Here is an 18,640-nt window from a genome sequence, read left to right on the forward strand (position 1 = left end):
GGAAGCTAAGCCCTCCAGCGCCAATGGTACTGCACCCTAACCAGTGTGGGAGAGTAGGACACCGCCGAACACAACTCGAGCAACGGCCTCGTATTCATTCGAAAGAATCGGATACGGGGCCGTTGCCATGTCTTCTGCACGACGTCGATATTCTGTCTCGGGTCCGACGTCCGTCCGGGGAGACCATTCGATTCCGTACTTCTGGCTTCGAGGCATAGATTGGCTGCTATGAGTGATCGTGACCGTCCCCGTCGACGCGATGCGGGTCCAGGGCGACCCAATCGGCCCACGAGGGGCACCGGATCCGCAGGCCGGCCCGACGAACCGGCGCTGCCGGTCGACGTTGCCGCCTCCGATCTGGACACTGACGTCCGTCGGGATCTGTTGACCCTCGACAAGGCGAATGCCGAGAATGTGGCCCGTCATCTTGTGATGGTGACTCGGCTGCTCGACGAGGATCCTTCGCTTGCGCTCGAACATGCCCGTGCAGCACGGCGCCGGGCAGGTCGGGTGGGTCTGGTTCGGGAGACCATGGGCATCGCCGCGTACAACGCGGGTGAGTGGCAGGAAGCCCTGTCGGAACTGCGTGCCGCTCGCCGGATCACGGGTAACACTGCTCTGCTCCCGCTGATCGCGGACGCCGAGCGTGGTCTCGGACGGCCTGCTCGTGCGGTGGAGATCGCCCGCAGCGAGGACGGGCGAGCGCTCACGGGAGAAGAGGCCACGGAGATGCGAATCGTCGAATCCGGCGCCCGAATCGATCTGGGTGAACCCGGCAAGGCTGTGGTCACCTTGCAGTCCGAGGACCTGTCCCCGGGGCGCTCGGGTACCGGACCGGCCCGCCTGTACTACGCGTACGCATCCGCTTTGCACGCTGCCGGCCGAACCGACGAGTCGATCACCTGGTTCATGAACGCCGCATCGGCGGATGTCGATGACGTCACCGATGCCGAGCTGCGACTCGTGGAGCTGAGCTCGGACGAGCCGGATGAGGACTCGATTCCGGTCGACGACGCGGCCCTGCCCGGCGAGGTTTTGGTCGACGAGGCGGTCGGTGCCGCGGTCATGAACGACATCACCGACGCGGGGACCTCCGACGTCACGACCTCACGGGCTGCCGCCTTCGACACCGGCGGCATCGACGAGACGGCGGTCGACGTACCAACGCCGGGGGACACCGTGGCTCGCGAGGACACCGTGGCTCGCGACGACACCGTGGACGGCGTCGCGGTGGCAGCTGTCGCCTCGGAGCAGACACATCAGGCTCCGACCGCTGGCACACGTGGAGGCGACACGACGGCGCCTGTCACGTCCGACCCCGTATCGCTCGCTTCTCGCTACGACGCACTGCTGCTTGATCTCGACGGCACCGTGTTCGCCGGGCATCGGGCCCTGCCGGGTGCCCGCGAGACTCTCGAGACCGTCGGGACCGCGCGGTATTTCGTCACCAACAATGCGAGTCGCCGTCCATCGGAGGTGGTGGCGCACCTCGTGGAACTCGGTTTCGAAGCCACCGAGGAACAGGTGGTCACCAGCGCCCAGTCGGCTGCGCGGCTGCTCTCAGAACACCTCGAACCGGGTTCACGTGCGCTGGTGATCGGGACCGATGGCCTCGCCCAGGAGGTTCGCGAGGTGGGTATCGGCGTGACGCGGAGCGCCGACGACCGGCCGGCTGCGGTCATCCAGGGGCATTCACCCGATACCGGCTGGGCTCAGCTGTCGGAGGCGGCACTGGCCATCAACGCCGGGGCGCTGTGGATTGCCTGCAACACCGACGCGACCTTGCCGTCCGAGCGCGGAAAGCTGGTCGGGAACGGCTCGATGGTGGCCGCGGTCGCCCACGCCACCGGTCAGCAGCCACTCGTGGCAGGGAAACCGGCGGCGCCGTTGATGGCTGATGCCATCTCGCGCAGTCGTGCCTCGCGACCACTCGTCGTCGGCGATCGGCTCGACACTGACATCGAAGGGGCGCACTCGGTGGGTGTCGACAGTGTGTTGGTCCTGACCGGGGTGAGCTCGGTGACGGATCTGCTGGTGGCGCCTCCCGAACAGCGGCCCACCTATGTGATCTCGGATCTCACGGGTCTCTACCACGACGCGGACACCGTGCGGGCCGGCGCCCACGACGGCTGGCACGTCGAACTCGACGGTCCGGCGGCCACGGTGCGCCGCGACGGGTCTGCCAAAACGGAAAGTCTGCTCCCGGCTCTCGCTTCGGCAGTGTGGTTCGCCATCGACGAAGGTGCGCTTGATCCGGCCGACCTGTCGGTGTCCGGTTCCGATACCGAAGTCCGTGAGGTCCTGGAGTCCGTCGGCGTCGGTCGAGTGCGCTAGCGTTGGTCACACCATGACCGAACCGGGCCAACCAGCACGCGACGAGCAGACGACCGGCCCCCCGCCGGTCGGCTCGTCGTCGACCGGACCGGTCCCCGGCCCCCCACGACCAGGACCACATCTGATGCCTCGCTCGGCCGGGGGTCAGACGGCGTCGGAGGGCGCCGAAGGCGAACCGCCCGTGCCCGTCGATCCCGGGACGGTCACGGATACGGTCGCGCAGCTGCTCGTCGAGGTTGATTCGATACGGCAGGCCGCAGGCGACGCCTTCGATCTCGGTGCCCTGGCCCGGCAGACCGAACTCCTCGAACGTGCGCACGATGCGTTGACCACGGCACTCGAAGATGTCGATCCTCGATGACGGGCTGCTGACGGGTGGCCCCACGAGCGCGCCTCGATGCCGAACTCGTCCGTCGGGGCCTGGCCCGGTCGCGTGAGCATGCCCGGTCGTTGGTCGCCGACGGGCTGGTCAAGATCAACGGCGTGGTCGCGGCAAAACCGGCTACCAATGTTGGTCGCGACACCCCGATCGTCGTGCTGGAGAGGGTCTCCGACGACTGGGCGTCGCGCGGCGCGCACAAGCTGCTCGGTGCGCTCGAGGAGTTCGAGCCGCAGGGACTGATGGTCGGTGGTCGCCGCTGTCTGGACGCGGGGGCGTCGACCGGCGGGTTCACAGACGTACTGTTGCGGCGCGAGGTGGCCGCCGTGGTCGCGGTGGATGTCGGTTACGGTCAGCTTGTCTGGCGGCTCCAGAACGACCCGCGGGTCGCTGTGCACGACCGAACGAATGTACGGCGTCTCACCCCCGAAGAGATCGGCGGACCAGTCGATCTGGTGGTCGCGGATCTGTCCTTCATCTCGTTGGCGTTGGTCCTGGCCGCCCTGTCGGCGTGCACCAGGACCGGTGGCGACCTCGTGCCCATGGTCAAACCCCAGTTCGAGGTGGGCAAAGACCGTGTCGGTTCCGGCGGGGTGGTGCGAGATCCGGGCCAGCGGATCGATGCAGTGCTGGCGGTGGCGCGCCGAGCGCGTCAGTTCGATCTCGAGACGCGCGGCGTGGTGGCCAGCCCGCTGCCCGGGCCATCGGGAAACGTCGAATACTTCTTGTGGTTGCGCAAGGTCGGCGATGCGCGGCCCCCCGAGACCGATGCCGTCGACGACGATGTCGTGAACGCCCGGCCCGGCGCGGCGCCGGCGTGGCCGGATAGGCTCGAAGACCGAACGGACGCGACGGGTGGCGCGGCCGAAGGCTCCGCTCCCGTCCCGGGGACGTCCGACGATCCGGCGCTGATCGAGATGATCACCCGGGCCGTCGAGAACGGGCCTCGCTGACACACGAAGGGACCATTGTGGCCATCGACGCGGCCGCCGATCGGGCGGGTCATCGAGAATTCTTGGTGGTCGCCCATACCGGGCGGGAAGTCGTCACGCAGACGATGGACGCCATCGCGCGCCATTGCGCCCCCGCCGGGGTGAGGCTGCGGGTGGTCGATCACGACACCAAGGCCCGCGAACCACAGATCGATGTCGTCGAGGTGGCCCCCGAGCACAGCCCGCCCGAGAGTCACCCGGTCGACCCCGAGCATCTGCGTCGCATCGGCGCCGCGGTCGAGGTCACGTCGGCGGTACCGGCGTCCGCGGAGGGATGCGAGGTGGTGATCGTCCTCGGTGGCGACGGAACCTTCCTGCGTGCCGCCGAACTCGCCTATCCTGCGCAGGTACCGGTCCTCGGCATCAACCTGGGCCGCATCGGATTCCTGGCCGAGGCGGAGGCGAATCGCATCGACGAGGTCATGCAGCAGTTGATCGATCGCGATTATCGCGTCGAGCCGCGGATGACCCTTGACGTCACGGTGATCGATCCGGCGCAGCCGGATCGCCCATCGGTGCACAGCTGGGCTCTGAACGAGGTCGCGATCCTGAACAAGACCAACAACGGTGTTCTCGAGCTCGTCACCGAGGTCGACGGCCGGCCGGTCTCGGCATTCGGTGCCGACGGCGTCCTGGTGTCCACGCCGACCGGGTCGACCGCCTACGCGTTCTCCGCAGGCGGGCCGGTCATGTGGCCGGACCTGGAGGCCATGCTCGTGGTGCCCAGCAACGCACATGCGCTGTTCGCGCGTCCCCTGGTCACCAGCCCGCGGTCACGTATCGCGGTGGAGATCGACAAGGGCGGCCGGTCGGCTGTGGCACTGTGTGACGGGCGAAGGCGCATCGACGTCCCGGCCGGGGCGCGTGTGGAAGTGGTCCGCAGCGACCGATCGGTGCTGTGGGTACGTATCGACTCGGATCCCTTCACCGACAGATTGGTGACGAAATTCGATCTACCGGTGACGGGCTGGCGGGGGAGGCAGACCTAGACGTGCTGGAAGAACTGTCGATCGAAGGCCTGGGGGTCATCGAGCAGGCCTCTGCTCAATTCCATCCCGGGTTCACTGTGCTGACCGGTGAGACCGGCGCGGGCAAGACCATGATCGTCACGAGCCTGCACCTGCTCTCGGGTGCTCGTGCGGATGCCACCCGGGTTCGCTCGGGCGACACCAAGGCGACGGTCGAAGGACGATTCCGTCTCACCGACGGAGGCTCGTCGCCGTCCGGGCACCTCGGTGACCCGGTCGTCGAAGAGATCCTGGAGGCGTCCGGCGCCGACGTCGACGAGGACGGCACGGTGATCGCCGTGCGATCGGTGAACGCCGACGGGCGGTCCCGGGCACATCTCGGGGGCCGCTCGGTGCCCGTCGGCGTGATGGGCCGACTCACCAACCAGCTGCTGGCCATCCATGGTCAGAACGATCAACTCCGGCTGCTGAAGCCCGAACACCAGCGGGCCGCGCTCGACACCTTCGCCGGGTCATCTGTCGCCGGGCCGGCCGACGCCTACCGCGGTGCGCGCGACTCCTGGATCGAGGTGCTCGACGAACTCGACGCCCGCCGGACCAATCATCGTGAGCTGGCGCAGGAGGTCGATCGCCTGCGCTTCGGCGTGGACGAGATCGCGGCCGTCGACCCCCGGCCCGGCGAGGACGTCGAGTTGGCTGCGACGATCCGTCGGCTCTCCGATCTGGAGACGATCCGCGCCGCAGGCGCCGAGTCGCGCGAGATCGTCGCGGGTGACGCCGGATCGGTCGTCGAGGGACTCGGGCAGGTGCGGACCATCCTCGAGACGGCCGCCGACGACTCGCTGCGCGATCTGCTGCCGCGGGTGTCCGAGGCACTGACCGTGATCACCGACGTGGGGGAGGAGCTGACCTCCTTCCTGGCAGGTCTCCCGGCCGACGCCGACGAACTGGACAAACTGCTCACCCGCCAGGCGGAGTTGAAGGCGCTGGTACGGAAGTACGCCCCCGACATCGACGGGGTGATCGCGTGGCGGACCTCAGCCGAGAGTCGGCTGATCGAGATCGACGACCCTCAACAATCCATCACCGAGCTCGAAAACGCCGCCGCAGCAGCGCGGGAGAAGGTGCAGGACACCGCCGCCACCCTTCATCGCCGTCGGAAGACGGCGGCGAAATCGATGGCGTCGAAGGTGTCCGCGGAACTCGGCGGACTGGCGATGGGGGACACCTCGCTCGCGGTCGACGTCGCCGTCGAGCCTGCCGCCGACGACGATCGGCTGGCGATCGAGCTCGACGGGCACCGGGCGCACGCGGGCAGCGCCGGCGCCGACCGGGTCGAGTTCGCGCTGCTGGCGCACAAAGGTGCCACACCGCTGCCCATCGCCCGGTCGGCATCGGGCGGTGAACTGTCGCGGGTGATGCTCGCGCTCGAGGTGGTCCTCGCCGAACCGACCAGCGGATCGATCATGGTCTTCGATGAGGTCGATGCCGGCGTGGGCGGACGTGCCGCCGTCGAGATCGGACGCCGGCTGGCCGGCCTGGCCCGTGCTCATCAGGTGATCGTCGTGACGCACCTGCCCCAGGTGGCGGCGTTCGCCGACAACCACCTGGTGATCGGAAAGAACTCGGGTGGCGGACGTGGTCGTCGACAGCACACGAGCACCGTGCGCGCGCTCGACCGTGACGAACGCGTTGCCGAACTCGCACGGATGCTTGCGGGACTCGGTGACTCGGACACCGGGCGAGCGCACGCGGAGGAACTCCTGGCCACCGCAGAAGGCGAGAAGCAGGCCCGCGACGACGCTTAGGTCTCGCCTTCTGCGTGTTACTCATGTGACAAAAGTTGCAGTTGTTACGGCGCGCCTCCCCGTGCTGTCGCGGCCGCATGGTGATCATGGGCGTCATGAAGATGCCTGCCCTGCTTGCCCGTACGGCCGATGAACTCCCTGGTGTCTCCGGAATAGCCAGGATCGACAAGAACACTCGCCGATTGCTCGATCGGATCGGCCCCGGCGACATCGCCATTCTCGACGAGGTGGACCTGGACCGGATGACCGCCGACGCCCTGGTACAGGCCAACGTCGTCGCAGTGGTCAATTCGTCCCGGTCGATCTCCGGCCGGTATCCGAATCTCGGTCCGGAGGTGCTCGTCGCATCGGGCATCATCCTGCTCGACGACGTGGGTGACGAGGTCTTCAAGCGGGTCAAGGACGGGGCCAAGCTCCGCATCGACAACGATCGTCTGTACGTCGGGGAACGACGTCTCGCGTTGGGGCAGCAACTCGAGGAACGTGACATCGCGGACCTGATGATCGAGGCGAAGACAGGGCTGGTCGATCACCTGGAAGCATTCTCGGGCAACACGATCGAGTTCATCCGAAGCGAGTCGCCGCTGCTGATCGACGGAGTCGGGGTGCCCGACATCGACGCAGATCTCGCGGCGCGGCACGTGGTGATCGTCGCCGACGGGGCGGATCGGGGCACGGACCTGCGGGCGCTGAAGCCCTTCATCAAGGAGTACTCGCCGGTCCTCATCGGCGTAGGGGCCGGCGCGGACACCTTGCTGAAAGCCGGGTACAAGCCTGCGGTGATCGTCGGCGATCCCGACGACATGAAGGCGGCGACCCTCAAATGCGGTGCACAGCTGGTACTTCCGGCCGACACCGACGGCCACGCCCAGGGCTTGGCCCGGATTCAGGATCTGGGGATCGGGGCGACGACGTTCCCGGCGGCGGGAGCCGCGGCCGACCTCGCCCTGTTACTCGCCGATTACCACGGCGCGGACCTCATCGTGACGGTCGGTTACGGCGGGACACTCGATGACTTCTTCGATCGCTCACGGCGCGAGAGCAATCCGTCGACCTTCCTGACCCGTCTCAAGGTGGGCCCGAAGCTGGTGGATGCCAAGGCGGTCGCCACGCTGTATCGGAGCCGGGTCTCGGGTGCTGCGATCGCCTGTGTGGTCCTGGCCGCGCTGATCGCGGTCATCGCCGCGATCATGCTGTCGAACATGGGGCCCGAGGTGAGTGATTGGGCCGTCGCGCAGTATCACCATGCCGTCGAGTGGGCGCGAGACGTCTGGAACAGGTGATCGATGATCTCTCTCAGGCAGCACGCGATCTCGCTCGTCGCGGTCTTCCTCGCGCTCGCGGTCGGTCTGTTCCTCGGATCCGGCTTCATCGGGGATCGGGTCAACTCGGTCACCGGGACGTCGCGGGACCGGATCGGCGATCTCGAGAAGCAGCGTGACCAGCTCAACGAGCAGGTCAACGCGGCCAATAGTTTTGACGCCGCGGTCGGAGCGCGTCTGATCGCCGGCACCTTGAAGGGGCAGTCGGTGCTGGTCGTCAGCGCTCCGAGCGCAGCGGACGCGGATGTGGACGCCGTCAAGGAGTCCATCGCGTCGGCGGGTGGCCGCTTCGCCGGGCAGATCGCCCTGACCGACTCGCTGGTACGCGACCAGAACGCGGAACAGGTACGCACTATCGTCGACCAGACGATCCCGCCGGGCGCAACGCTGCGCACCGAGCTCACGGATTCTGGCGGTCGGGTCGGTGACCTGATCGGTGCGCTGACCCTCCACCGGGACGGTCAGTCGGCAGCGTCGGCCGGCGACACCCGGCTGGGATTGCAGGCCCTGCGGGAAGGCGGATTCATCGACTACGCCGACGGTGCGGTCTCGCCGGCCGACCTCGTCGTGGTCGTGACGGGCGATCCGCTGGGCGCCGACGCCGGCGCGCAGGGCCAGTTGACGGCGCGACTCGCCGGCTCGATGTCGGCCCGCGGTCAGGGCGGCGCTCTGGTGGGCCGCACCGGTTCGGCGACGGGCGGGTCGCCGATCGCCGTGGTGCGTTCGGACCCCGGCCTCGGCAACGCGGTGTCCACGGTCGACAACGTCGACCAGCAGACCGGCCGGATCACGGCCGTGCTGGCCTTGGCGGACGAGGCAGACGGTCGTACGGGTGCCTACGGCACGGGGCCCGGCGCCAAGGCGATCACCGTCGGTGCCGAGTCGGGCCCGGCCGCCTGACGCGACCCGGGCGCCGTCCACGGTGTGGCGTCCGTCGAACCGGCACAGAGGTGTTACCCTGGAGTCCCGTAGGTAATCAGGGTTTTTCTGGCCTGGATCGGCCGACGGGAGACGCATTGCGACCACTTCGCCACGTGCATGACACCAAACACATCTTTGTGACGGGCGGTGTTGCGTCGTCCCTTGGAAAGGGATTGACAGCATCGAGCCTGGGACAACTTCTGACCTCTCGTGGCCTCCGCGTCACGATGCAGAAGCTCGATCCCTATCTCAATGTCGACCCCGGCACCATGAACCCCTTCCAGCACGGTGAGGTGTTCGTCACCGAGGACGGCGCCGAAACCGACCTCGATGTCGGGCATTACGAGCGCTTCCTGGACCGCAACCTCTCGCAGTCCGCCAATGTGACCACCGGGCAGGTCTATTCGACGGTGATCGCCAAGGAACGCCGCGGCGAGTATCTGGGTGAGACGGTCCAGGTGATCCCGCACATCACCGACGAACTCAAGTCCCGAGTCCTCGCGATGCGCGAGCCTGGCGAAGACGGTGAGGCACCCGATGTGGTGATCACCGAGATCGGCGGCACCGTCGGCGACATCGAGTCGCAGCCGTTCATCGAAGCGGCACGACAGATCCGCCACGACGTCGGCCGCGACAACGTGTTCTTCCTGCACGTCTCGCTGGTTCCGTATCTCGCCCCCTCCGGCGAACTCAAGACCAAGCCGACTCAGCACTCGGTGGCCGCGCTGCGCAATGTCGGTATCCAGCCCGACGCGCTCATCCTCCGATGCGATCGTGAGGTTCCCGAAGGCCTCAAGAAGAAGATCGCCCTCATGTGTGACGTCGAGCTCGAGGGGGTCATCTCCACGCCGGACGCGCCATCGATCTACGACATCCCGAAGGTTCTGCACCGCGAGCAGCTCGATGCCTACGTGGTGCGCAAGCTGGGCCTGCCGTTCCGAGATGTGGACTGGACCGAATGGGGTGAGCTCCTCAAGCGAGTCCACGATCCGCGGGAGACGGTGACCGTCGCGCTGGTCGGGAAGTACGTCGACCTCCCCGACGCATATCTGTCGGTCACCGAGGCGATCCGCGCCGGTGGCTTCGCGTGGCGGGCGCGTACCGAGATCAAATGGGTCCCGTCCGACGACTGTGCCACCCTCGAGGGCGCCCAAGCCGCGCTCGGCGACGTGCATGCGGTGCTCATTCCCGGTGGTTTCGGGATCCGCGGTATCGAGGGCAAGGTCGGCGCGATCGGCTATGCCCGTAAACGCGGGATCCCGTTGCTGGGCCTCTGCCTCGGATTGCAGTGCGTGGTGATCGAGGCGGCTCGCGCCGCCGGTCTCGACGATGCGAGTTCGACCGAGTTCGATCCGGACACGCCCTACCCCGTCATCTCGACGATGGCCGACCAGGCCGACGCGGTGGCCGGCGAGGCCGATCTGGGCGGAACCATGCGGCTCGGTGCGTACCCCGCCACTCTCGAACCGGACAGCGTGGTCGCAGAGGCGTACGGGACGACCCATGTCTCCGAGCGACACCGACACCGCTTCGAGGTCAACAACGGGTACCGGGACAAGATCGCTGCCTCCGGGCTGGTGTTCTCGGGCACCTCGCCCGACGGTCATCTCGTGGAGTTCGTGGAGTACCCGACGTCGGTGCATCCGTTCCTGGTCGCCACCCAGGCGCATCCGGAACTGAAGAGCCGACCGACCCGACCACACCCGCTGTTCCGCTCGTTCATCGATGCGGCGCTGAAATACAAGGCGGCCGAACGCCTCCCGGTGGACATCGGGGACTACGAGCGTCCCGTCACAGCAGCGGTCGAGGATGCGGACGGCGCCGAGGAACGCGGCGCTTGAGCGGGCCCGATCCCGACGTGCGGGCATGTGACGAGGCAGCCGGCACGCAGCACGCATTCACCGTCCAGGGGACCCGCACCGTGTACGACGGTGCGATCCTCACCTTGCGGGTCGACGAGGTCGAGATGCCCGGCGGGCGCGTCGCCGAACGTGAGGTCGTCGAACATTTCGGCGCTGTCGCGGTGGTCGCCCGTGACGAGCGGGGGCGGATCGCGATGGTCCGGCAGTATCGGCATCCGATCGGCCGGCGGTTACTCGAGTTGCCGGCCGGCCTGCTCGATGGAGATCCCGGAGAGACCCCGCTCGCGGCAGCGAAGCGTGAGCTCGCCGAGGAGGTCGATCTCGCCGCCGAGCGCTGGCAGGTGCTGGTCGATCTCGACCTGTCGCCGGGCTTCACCGACGAGGCCCTTCGGCTGTACCTCGCGGAAGACCTCCGCGGCCTCGATGCCGCCGAACGGCACGACGAGGAGGCCGACATGTCCGTCGAGTGGGTGGCGCTCGAGGACGCGGTCGCTCGAACCCTCTCCGGCGAGATCGTCAACGCGACGAGTGTGTCCGGCATCCTCGCGCTGGCGGCGGCCGATGCGCGGGGGATGCCGCTGCGGGCGGTGACCGCACCCTGGACCGACGAACCAGCGGCGCTGCGCGAGCGCCGGGACCGGCGATGACGGGTCCCGCGGTATCGGCCGACAGCGCGGCGGAGCACGTGACCCGTTACCTCGATCACCTCACCGTCGAGCGCGGCGCCGCCGTGAACACCGTCAGCTCGTACCGGCGGGACCTCGGACGATATGCGCACTACCTGCAATCACGGGGGATCGGTGCACTCGCCGAGGTGACCGAGAACGACGTCCGGGAGTTCCTCGTGCAGCTTCGCCGTGGTGACCCCGACACCGGGTCGGCGCCACTGGCCGACAGCTCGATCGCGCGGACACTCGTCGCCGTTCGGGGCTTCCACAAGTTCGCGGCGGCCGAAGGCGTCGTCGCGGCCGACGTCGCCCACGCCGTCCGCCCGCCGCGTCCGGCCCGTCGTCTCCCGAAATCGTTGCCGGTCGACGAGGTTCTCGCCATTCTCGAATCGGCGGGGGCAGCAGATCATCCCCGGGCACTGCGGGACCGCGGCCTGCTCGAACTGCTTTACAGCTGCGGCGCGCGGATCTCCGAGGCGATCGCCCTCGACGTGGACGACATCGACGCGACCACGCGCGCGGTTCGACTGTGCGGCAAGGGCGGGAAGGAACGCGTCGTCCCGGTCGGGGGACCGGCGATCGACGCATTGGAGGCCTACCTCGTGCGCGGTCGACCGGCCCTCGCGAGCCGGGCGAACCCGGCGCTGTTCCTCAACGCGCGCGGTGGCCGACTGTCCCGGCAGAGTGCGTGGCAGGTGTTGGCGGATGCCGCTGCGCGGGCCGGCCTCGACAAGTCGGTGTCGCCGCACACCTTGCGGCACAGCTTTGCCACACATCTGCTCGACGGCGGTGCCGACGTTCGCGTCGTGCAGGAACTACTCGGCCACGCATCGGTGACCACCACGCAGGTCTACACCCTGGTGACGGTGAACACCATGCGCGAGGTCTACGCCACGGCCCATCCACGGGCGCGGTGAGCACTCACGGAAACGGTCCCGGGTCGGTTGTCGGCGATGCTCCGCCGAATCGGCCAGGTGACCCACTAGGCTGGGTCCTGTTCGAGGTCGAGACGAGAGATGGGAGCGGCGGACACGTGAGCACCCCGGGGGCCCCGCGGTCCGCTGCCGAAGACCAGTACCGGATCTCTGTCGCGCCGTCGCACGACGCCGACGAGGAGACCGAGCACGAAACCGAGATAGGTCCGACCGGCAGGCCCTATCGCGACATCCCCGAACCGGTCCCGCTGGACCGGCACGGCCCGGCCACCGTGGTGGCCGTGTGCAACCAGAAGGGTGGCGTGGGCAAGACCACGTCGACGATCAACCTCGGTGCGGCGCTGGCCGAATACGGCAGGCGAGTGCTGCTCGTGGATCTGGATCCACAGGGTGCGTTGTCGGCGGGTCTGGGCGTTCCACATCACGATCTCGACCAGACCGTCTACAACCTGCTGGTGCCGCCGCAGGCAGCCACCGACGACGTGTTGATGCGCACCAGGGTCGACGGCCTCGATCTGCTACCCAGCAACATCGACCTGTCGGCCGCCGAGATCCAGCTGGTCACCGAGGTCGGCCGCGAGCAATCGCTGGCCCGCGCGCTCCACCCGGTGCTCGATCGCTACGACTTCGTGTTGATCGACTGCCAGCCGTCACTGGGCTTGCTCACCGTGAACGCGCTCGCCTGCTCGGACACCGTCGTCATCCCGATGGAATGCGAATACTTCAGTCTGCGCGGGCTGGCTCTGCTCACAGACACCATCGACAAGGTCCGTGACCGTCTCAACCCGCGTCTGAATCTGGGCGGGATCCTGGTCACCATGTTCGACGCACGCACATTGCATTCGCGGGAGGTCATGTCCCGCGTGGTCGAGGTGTTCGGCGACGCCGTCTACGACACCGTGATCAGCCGGACGGTGCGCTTCCCCGAGACGAGTGTCGCGGGCGAACCGATCACGTCGTGGGCACCGAAGTCGGCGGGGGCCAAGGCCTACCGGGCTCTGGCGCGCGAGGTGATCGCGCGCGACTCCCGTCAAGCATGACCGACGGCGACCCGGTGTCCGACAACGCATTGGCCGACAGGGCACTGGCCGACAGGGCATTGGGAGCCAGGTCACTGGCAGACAGCGGACTGGCCGAGTCGGTGGTCGCCGGTGGTGACACGGCCCAATCGGTGCCGGACACGCCGGCGGCGACCGACGAGAAGCCGACGGGTTTCCAGGTCCGGCTGCGGAACTTCGAGGGTCCGTTCGACCTGCTACTGAACCTCATCAGCCAGCATCGCCTCGATGTGACCGAGGTCGCGCTGCACGAGGTGACCGATGACTTCATCGCGTACACACGTGACCTCGGGCCCGAGATGGGCCTGGAGCAGACCACCGAATTCCTCGTCGTCGCGGCGACGCTGCTCGACCTGAAGGCCGCGCGGCTGCTGCCGTCGGGGGACGTCGACGACCCCGAGGATCTGGCGCTGCTCGAGGCGAGGGACCTGTTGTTCGCGCGGCTGCTCCAGTACCGAGCCTACAAACAGGTGGCCGCGTTGTTCGGGGAGTTGGAAGCGGCTGCACTGCAGCGCTATCCGCGAGCTGTCTCGCTGGAACAGCAATTCGAGGATCTTCTGCCCGAGGTGACCCTGGGAGTCGATGCCCGAGGATTCGCCCAGGTGGCAGCGACGGCGATGACTCCGCGGCCGACACCGACCGTCGGCCTGGACCACCTGCATGCTTCGGAGGTCTCGGTCCCCGAGCAGGCCCGTCGCCTCGCCGCGATGCTTGCCATGCGACCCGGTGACTGGCTGAGCTTCGGTGAACTCGTCGCCGAATGTGAGACCGGCCTCGAGGTCATCGGTCGGTTCCTCGGACTGCTGGAGCTCTTCCGCGAGCAGGCCGTCACCTTCGAACAGCCCGAGGCATTGGGGGAGTTGCGGGTGAACTGGACGGGAGACCGAGACGTGGACGATGTCAACATCGACAGGGCGGAGGACTACGGATGACCGACGAGCCGGATCTCGCGGCAGAACCCACGGGACTCCCAGGGCCGACGGCTGGGCCGACGACTCTCGACGCCGAGCAGACCGCCCTCGAGGTGGAGGAGGAGATCGTCCTCGACGACGGCCGGTTGCGGTCGGCGCTCGAGGCGGTCCTGCTGGTGGTCGACACGCCGGCGACCACGGACGAACTGGCCATCGCGGTCGATCAGGATCGGCTGCGGGTGCGCACGATGCTGACGCGGATGGCGGCGGAACTCACCGAGTCCGGCAGCGGTATCGACCTTCGGTACGCCGGCGACGGCTGGCGGTTCTACACGCGGGCGGAGTTCGCCCCCTACGTCGAGCGCCTGTTGCTCGACGGTGCCCGGTCGAAGCTGACCCGGGCGGCGCTGGAGACGCTGGCGGTGATCGCCTACCGTCAACCGGTCACCCGTGCACGCGTCAGTGCCATCCGCGGCGTCAACGTCGACGGCGTGATCCGCACCCTGGTGGCCCGCGGCCTGATCAACGAGGTCGGCACCGAGCCCCAGACCTCGGCCATCACCTACGCCACCACGGAGATGTTCCTCGAGCGCCTCGGCCTCGCATCCCTGACCGAATTGCCCGATCTGGCGCCGTTGTTGCCCGACGTCGACGTGATCGACGACCTCGACGAGGAGATCTCGGCAGACCCGCGATTCGCCAAACTCGGTGGTCACCGGTCAGACTCGACAGAGAACGATTCACCCGGAACGGACGCACAGGACTCATCGACGTCCGTCCCGGAACCCGACGACCAGGACTGATGACATGGCATCCGCTAGCCGAGACGGCACACCGGGCCCGCGCAAGAAGACGTCGCGCGCCCAGAAGACAGGCAAGAACACACCCAAGACGGGCAACAAAGGTCACGGTGGCGCAAGTGCCGTGAGCGATGGCCGGTCGTCCAAGAAGACTCATCGCAAAGGCTCATCGAAGCCGAACGTGACGTCGGGCAAGGTGCGTCTGAACAACGCGAAACCGGCTCGTCACCAGACCCCGGCCCAGGGTCCGGGTGCAACCGGCGCCACCTACGTCGAGGACGGCGTGCGGTTGCAGAAGGTGCTCGCCTCGGCCGGTGTGGCATCGCGTCGTGGTGCCGAGGAGCTCATCGCCGCCGGTCGCGTCGACGTCGACGGGCAGATCGTCACCGAGCAGGGCATGCGCATCAACCCCGACACCGCGGTGATCCGAGTAGACGGTGCGCGGGTCGTCATCGACGAGACCCGGCAGTATCTCGCCCTCAACAAACCCAAGGGCTGGCAGTCCACGATGGCCGATGACCAGGGCCGGCCGTGCATCGGCGACATCGTCGCCGAGCGTGTGATGGCCGGGCAGCGACTCTTCCACGTGGGCAGGCTCGACGCCGACACCGAGGGATTGCTGCTGCTGACCAACGACGGTGAGCTCGCCCACCGGCTGATGCATCCCTCGTTCGAGGTGCCGAAGACCTACATGGCCGAACTCCGCGGTGAGGTGCCGCGCTCGGTCGGTCGCACCCTCAAGGACGGGATCGAACTCGAGGACGGGCCGGTGGCCGTCGACGGGTTCACCGTGGTCGGTGTTCACGAGGGCCAGTCGCTGGTGCGCATCACGTTGCACGAAGGCCGCAACCGGATCGTCCGGCGCATGATGGAAGAGGTCGGCTTCCCGGTGACCAGCCTGGTGCGCACCAACATCGGCGCGGTCTCCCTCGGTGAGCAGCGTCCCGGAAGCCTGCGCGTACTGGGTAACAACGAGATCGGCGCGTTGTACAAGGCGGTGGGGCTGTGAGCCACGACGATGCCGTCGGCACGCATGTCATCGCCATCGACGGTCCCGCCGGCACCGGAAAGTCGACGGTGTCGCGGATTCTCGCCGACCGCGTCGGGGCCCGCTTCCTGGACACCGGAGCCATGTACCGGGCGGCGACCCTCGCCGTGCTGAACGCCGGTGTCGCGCTCGACGACACAGACGCGATCGGCGCAGTGGTGACCAAGGCCGACATCGGTCTGGACGTGCTCGCGGGCGGCTCGACGACCCGCCTCGACGGCGTCGACGTCTCCGCCGAGATCCGGACCGATGCGGTGACCGATGCGGTCTCGGCGGTCTCGGCGGTGCCGTCGGTGCGCACCAAACTCGTTGCGGTCCAGCGTCGTGCGGCGCAGGGCTCGTTTGTCGTGGTGGAGGGTCGCGATATCGGGACCGTGGTGTTCCCGGACGCCGACCTCAAGGTGTTCCTCACCGCGACACCCGAGGCGCGGGCGGCGCGTCGGCATCAGCAGAACGTCGCGGCGGGGCGCCCGAGCGGCCTCGGCGACGTGCTGGCCGGCGTCAATCGACGTGACCATCTCGACTCGACGCGGGCGGTGTCGCCACTGCGACCCGCCGACGACGCGGTGATCGTCGACACCAGTGACCTGACCCGCGACCAGGTCGTCGAGACCCTCGGCGCCCTGGTCCGCGACCGGATCGGAGTGCAGTCGTGAGCGAGCAGAACATCACCGGCGGGGACGAACTCGCCCTGCCGGGTGACGGTACGTGGTCGGACGAAGCCGATTGGCAGTTGGCCGATTTCGACGTCGATGGAGAGCCCATCGACGGCACCCCGATGCCGGTGCTCGCCATCGTGGGCCGGCCGAACGTCGGGAAGTCGACGCTCGTCAACCGAATTCTCGGGCGCCGCGAAGCCGTGGTCGAGGACATCCCCGGCGTCACCCGCGACCGTGTTTCGTACTCTGCGAGCTGGTCTGGTCGCCGGTTCAGCGTCGTCGACACCGGCGGATGGGAACCGGACGCGAAGGGCTTGCAGCAGGCCGTGGCCGCGCAGGCCGAACAAGCCATGCGCACTGCCGACGCCATCGTCCTGGTGGTCGATGCGACAGTCGGGTCCACCACCACCGACGAGGCCGTCGCCCGGGTGCTGCGTCGCTCCAAGACGCCGGTCATCCTGGCCGCCAACAAGGTCGACAGTGAGCGTGCGGAGGCCGAGACGGCCACCCTGTGGTCGCTGGGACTCGGTGAGCCGTATCCGGTCTCGGCCGCGCATGGCCGCGGTGCCGGCGACCTGCTCGACGTGATTCTCGACGTGCTCCCGGAGACGCCTCGTGAGGCGCCGTCACTCGGCGGCCCGCGTCGCGTCGCGCTGGTGGGCAAACCCAACGTCGGGAAGAGCTCCCTGCTGAACAAGCTGGCCGGTACGCATCGGTCGGTGGTCGACAATGTTGCCGGTACCACCGTGGACCCGGTCGACGAGCTCATCGAGATCGATGGCACCACATGGCAGTTCGTCGACACGGCCGGTCTGCGCCGCAAGGTGCGGACGGCGAGCGGGCACGAGTATTACGCGTCGCTGCGTACGCGCGCCGCGCTCGATGCCGCCGAGGTCGCGATCCTGCTCATCGACTCGTCCGAGCCGGTCACCGAACAGGATCTCCGCGTGTTGTCCATGATCATCGAGAGCGGCCGCGCACTGGTGATCGCCTTCAACAAGTGGGACCTGGTCGACGAGGATCGTCGTTATCAGCTCGACAAGGAGATCGACCGTGATCTCGCGCGGGTGCCCTGGGCGCGTCGGGTCAACATCTCGGCGAGTACCGGTCGGTCGGTGCAGAAGCTGGTGCCCGCAATCGAGGGTGCGCTGGAGTCGTGGGACAAACGCGTCGGCACCGGCCGCCTCAACAACTGGCTCAAAGAGGTCATTGCCGCCACACCGCCACCACTTCGTGGTGGTCGTCAGCCGCGCGTCATGTTCGCCACCCAGGCCGCCACGAGACCGCCGACGTTCGTCCTGTTCACGACGGGCTTCCTGGAGGCCGGATACCGCCGATTCATCGAACGCCGGCTGCGTGAGGAGTTCAACTTCGACGGGTCGCCGGTGCGAGTGAATGTGCGCGTCCGCGACAAGCGGGAGCAGCGCCGCAAGCGCTGACGTCGATCGCAGCGAATCCGGGACGCGCGGGCGACCGTGTGTCCGTCCCCTGAGATCGGTCGTGCGATACTTCCACTCGTGCTCATCTTGGGAATCATCGTGTTCGGAATGGTCATCGGCGCTCTTGCACAGCTGATCATCGGCGGCAAGAACATGTGGAGTATCGACTGGGGTCTGGCGATCGTCGCCGGCCTTGTCGGCTCCTTCGTCGGTGGGCTGTTGATCAGCCTGCTCTCGGGTGACGGGATCAATTTCCGCGCCAGCGGCATCATCGGGTCCATCGTCGGTGCGCTCCTCGTGACCGGCGGTTGGATCTGGTACAAGAAGCGTTCGCCGGCGAACTGAGCACTCGGCCGCCGGGCCCGGTGCCTGACCAGGCGATTGGATCGAACCGAGGCTCGTCGGCTACGCTCATCAACGCCCCGCTTGCGGGGCAACGGGCTGTGGCGCAGTTTGGTAGCGCACTTGACTGGGGGTCAAGTGGTCGCAGGTTCAAATCCTGTCAGCCCGACCGAATGGTCCCGGGAACCCAATGG

The 18,640-nt window shown here is 67.8% G+C and carries 17 protein-coding genes and 1 tRNA gene; all 18 read left to right on the plus strand.

Going from position 1 to position 18,640, the window contains the following annotated elements:
• Positions 1–228 precede the first annotated feature (228 nt).
• The 18 genes from ACPXCG_RS20565 to ACPXCG_RS20650 all read left to right on the plus strand — a co-directional run bounded on the left by ACPXCG_RS20565 (position 229) and on the right by ACPXCG_RS20650 (position 18,615).
• Positions 229–2,334 (plus strand): HAD-IIA family hydrolase, encoded by a 2,106-nt coding sequence (locus ACPXCG_RS20565; RefSeq protein WP_425794031.1) that lies wholly within the window; start codon positions 229–231, stop codon positions 2,332–2,334.
• A 13-nt stretch (positions 2,335–2,347) separates the two neighbouring features.
• Positions 2,348–2,695, plus strand: a complete 348-nt coding sequence (locus tag ACPXCG_RS20570; protein WP_425794033.1) for a hypothetical protein — start codon at positions 2,348–2,350, stop codon at positions 2,693–2,695.
• A 14-nt stretch (positions 2,696–2,709) separates the two neighbouring features.
• Positions 2,710–3,666, plus strand: coding sequence for a TlyA family RNA methyltransferase (locus ACPXCG_RS20575; RefSeq protein WP_425794035.1), 957 nt, complete (start codon positions 2,710–2,712; stop codon positions 3,664–3,666).
• Positions 3,667–3,683: 17 nt separating this feature from the next.
• A complete protein-coding gene (locus ACPXCG_RS20580) occupies positions 3,684–4,694 on the plus strand; it encodes an NAD kinase (protein ID WP_425794036.1) in 1,011 nt (336 codons plus the stop codon).
• Between the two features lie 2 nt (positions 4,695–4,696).
• Positions 4,697–6,481 (plus strand): DNA repair protein RecN, encoded by a 1,785-nt coding sequence (gene recN / locus ACPXCG_RS20585; protein WP_425794037.1) that lies wholly within the window; start codon positions 4,697–4,699, stop codon positions 6,479–6,481.
• Positions 6,482–6,576: 95 nt separating this feature from the next.
• The gene (gene steA / locus ACPXCG_RS20590; protein ID WP_425794038.1) at positions 6,577–7,764 is read left to right on the plus strand and encodes a putative cytokinetic ring protein SteA; all 1,188 of its coding nucleotides are present in this window, start codon (positions 6,577–6,579) and stop codon (positions 7,762–7,764) included.
• Positions 7,765–7,767: 3 nt separating this feature from the next.
• Positions 7,768–8,703, plus strand: coding sequence for a copper transporter (locus ACPXCG_RS20595; protein WP_425794039.1), 936 nt, complete (start codon positions 7,768–7,770; stop codon positions 8,701–8,703).
• A 116-nt stretch (positions 8,704–8,819) separates the two neighbouring features.
• Positions 8,820–10,565 (plus strand): CTP synthase, encoded by a 1,746-nt coding sequence (locus ACPXCG_RS20600; RefSeq protein ID WP_425794041.1) that lies wholly within the window; start codon positions 8,820–8,822, stop codon positions 10,563–10,565.
• Between the two features lie 17 nt (positions 10,566–10,582).
• Complete coding sequence (locus ACPXCG_RS20605; protein ID WP_425794261.1) at positions 10,583–11,233, plus strand: NUDIX domain-containing protein; 651 nt, start codon at positions 10,583–10,585, stop codon at positions 11,231–11,233.
• A complete protein-coding gene (gene xerD / locus ACPXCG_RS20610; RefSeq protein WP_425794042.1) occupies positions 11,230–12,171 on the plus strand; it encodes a site-specific tyrosine recombinase XerD in 942 nt (313 codons plus the stop codon). Before ACPXCG_RS20605 ends, xerD begins: the two co-directional genes overlap by 4 nt.
• 116 nt (positions 12,172–12,287) lie before the next feature.
• Positions 12,288–13,229: a ParA family protein gene (locus ACPXCG_RS20615; RefSeq protein ID WP_425794043.1), complete on the plus strand. Its 942-nt coding sequence runs from the start codon at positions 12,288–12,290 to the stop codon at positions 13,227–13,229.
• Positions 13,230–13,318: 89 nt separating this feature from the next.
• Positions 13,319–14,179 (plus strand): segregation and condensation protein A, encoded by an 861-nt coding sequence (locus tag ACPXCG_RS20620; protein WP_425794263.1) that lies wholly within the window; start codon positions 13,319–13,321, stop codon positions 14,177–14,179.
• Positions 14,176–14,961, plus strand: a complete 786-nt coding sequence (gene scpB, locus ACPXCG_RS20625) for an SMC-Scp complex subunit ScpB (RefSeq protein WP_425794044.1) — start codon at positions 14,176–14,178, stop codon at positions 14,959–14,961. The genes ACPXCG_RS20620 and scpB overlap by 4 nt, the downstream gene beginning before the upstream one ends.
• Before the next feature lie 4 nt (positions 14,962–14,965).
• Positions 14,966–15,967, plus strand: a complete 1,002-nt coding sequence (locus ACPXCG_RS20630; protein ID WP_425794045.1) for a pseudouridine synthase — start codon at positions 14,966–14,968, stop codon at positions 15,965–15,967.
• Positions 15,964–16,662, plus strand: coding sequence for a (d)CMP kinase (cmk, locus tag ACPXCG_RS20635; RefSeq protein WP_425794046.1), 699 nt, complete (start codon positions 15,964–15,966; stop codon positions 16,660–16,662). Before ACPXCG_RS20630 ends, cmk begins: the two co-directional genes overlap by 4 nt.
• Positions 16,659–18,104 carry a ribosome biogenesis GTPase Der gene (gene der, locus ACPXCG_RS20640; protein ID WP_425794047.1) on the plus strand — a complete coding sequence of 482 codons (1,446 nt, stop codon included), beginning with the start codon at positions 16,659–16,661 and terminating at the stop codon, positions 18,102–18,104. The genes cmk and der overlap by 4 nt, the downstream gene beginning before the upstream one ends.
• Before the next feature lie 78 nt (positions 18,105–18,182).
• Positions 18,183–18,449 carry a GlsB/YeaQ/YmgE family stress response membrane protein gene (locus tag ACPXCG_RS20645; RefSeq protein ID WP_425794049.1) on the plus strand — a complete coding sequence of 89 codons (267 nt, stop codon included), beginning with the start codon at positions 18,183–18,185 and terminating at the stop codon, positions 18,447–18,449.
• A gap of 92 nt (positions 18,450–18,541) precedes the next feature.
• Positions 18,542–18,615 (plus strand) — tRNA-Pro (locus ACPXCG_RS20650).
• The last annotated feature ends 25 nt before the right edge of the window (positions 18,616–18,640 follow it).

The sequence above is a fragment of the Gordonia sp. DT218 genome, from assembly GCF_049847105.1.
In the GTDB taxonomy this organism is placed as follows: domain Bacteria; phylum Actinomycetota; class Actinomycetes; order Mycobacteriales; family Mycobacteriaceae; genus Gordonia.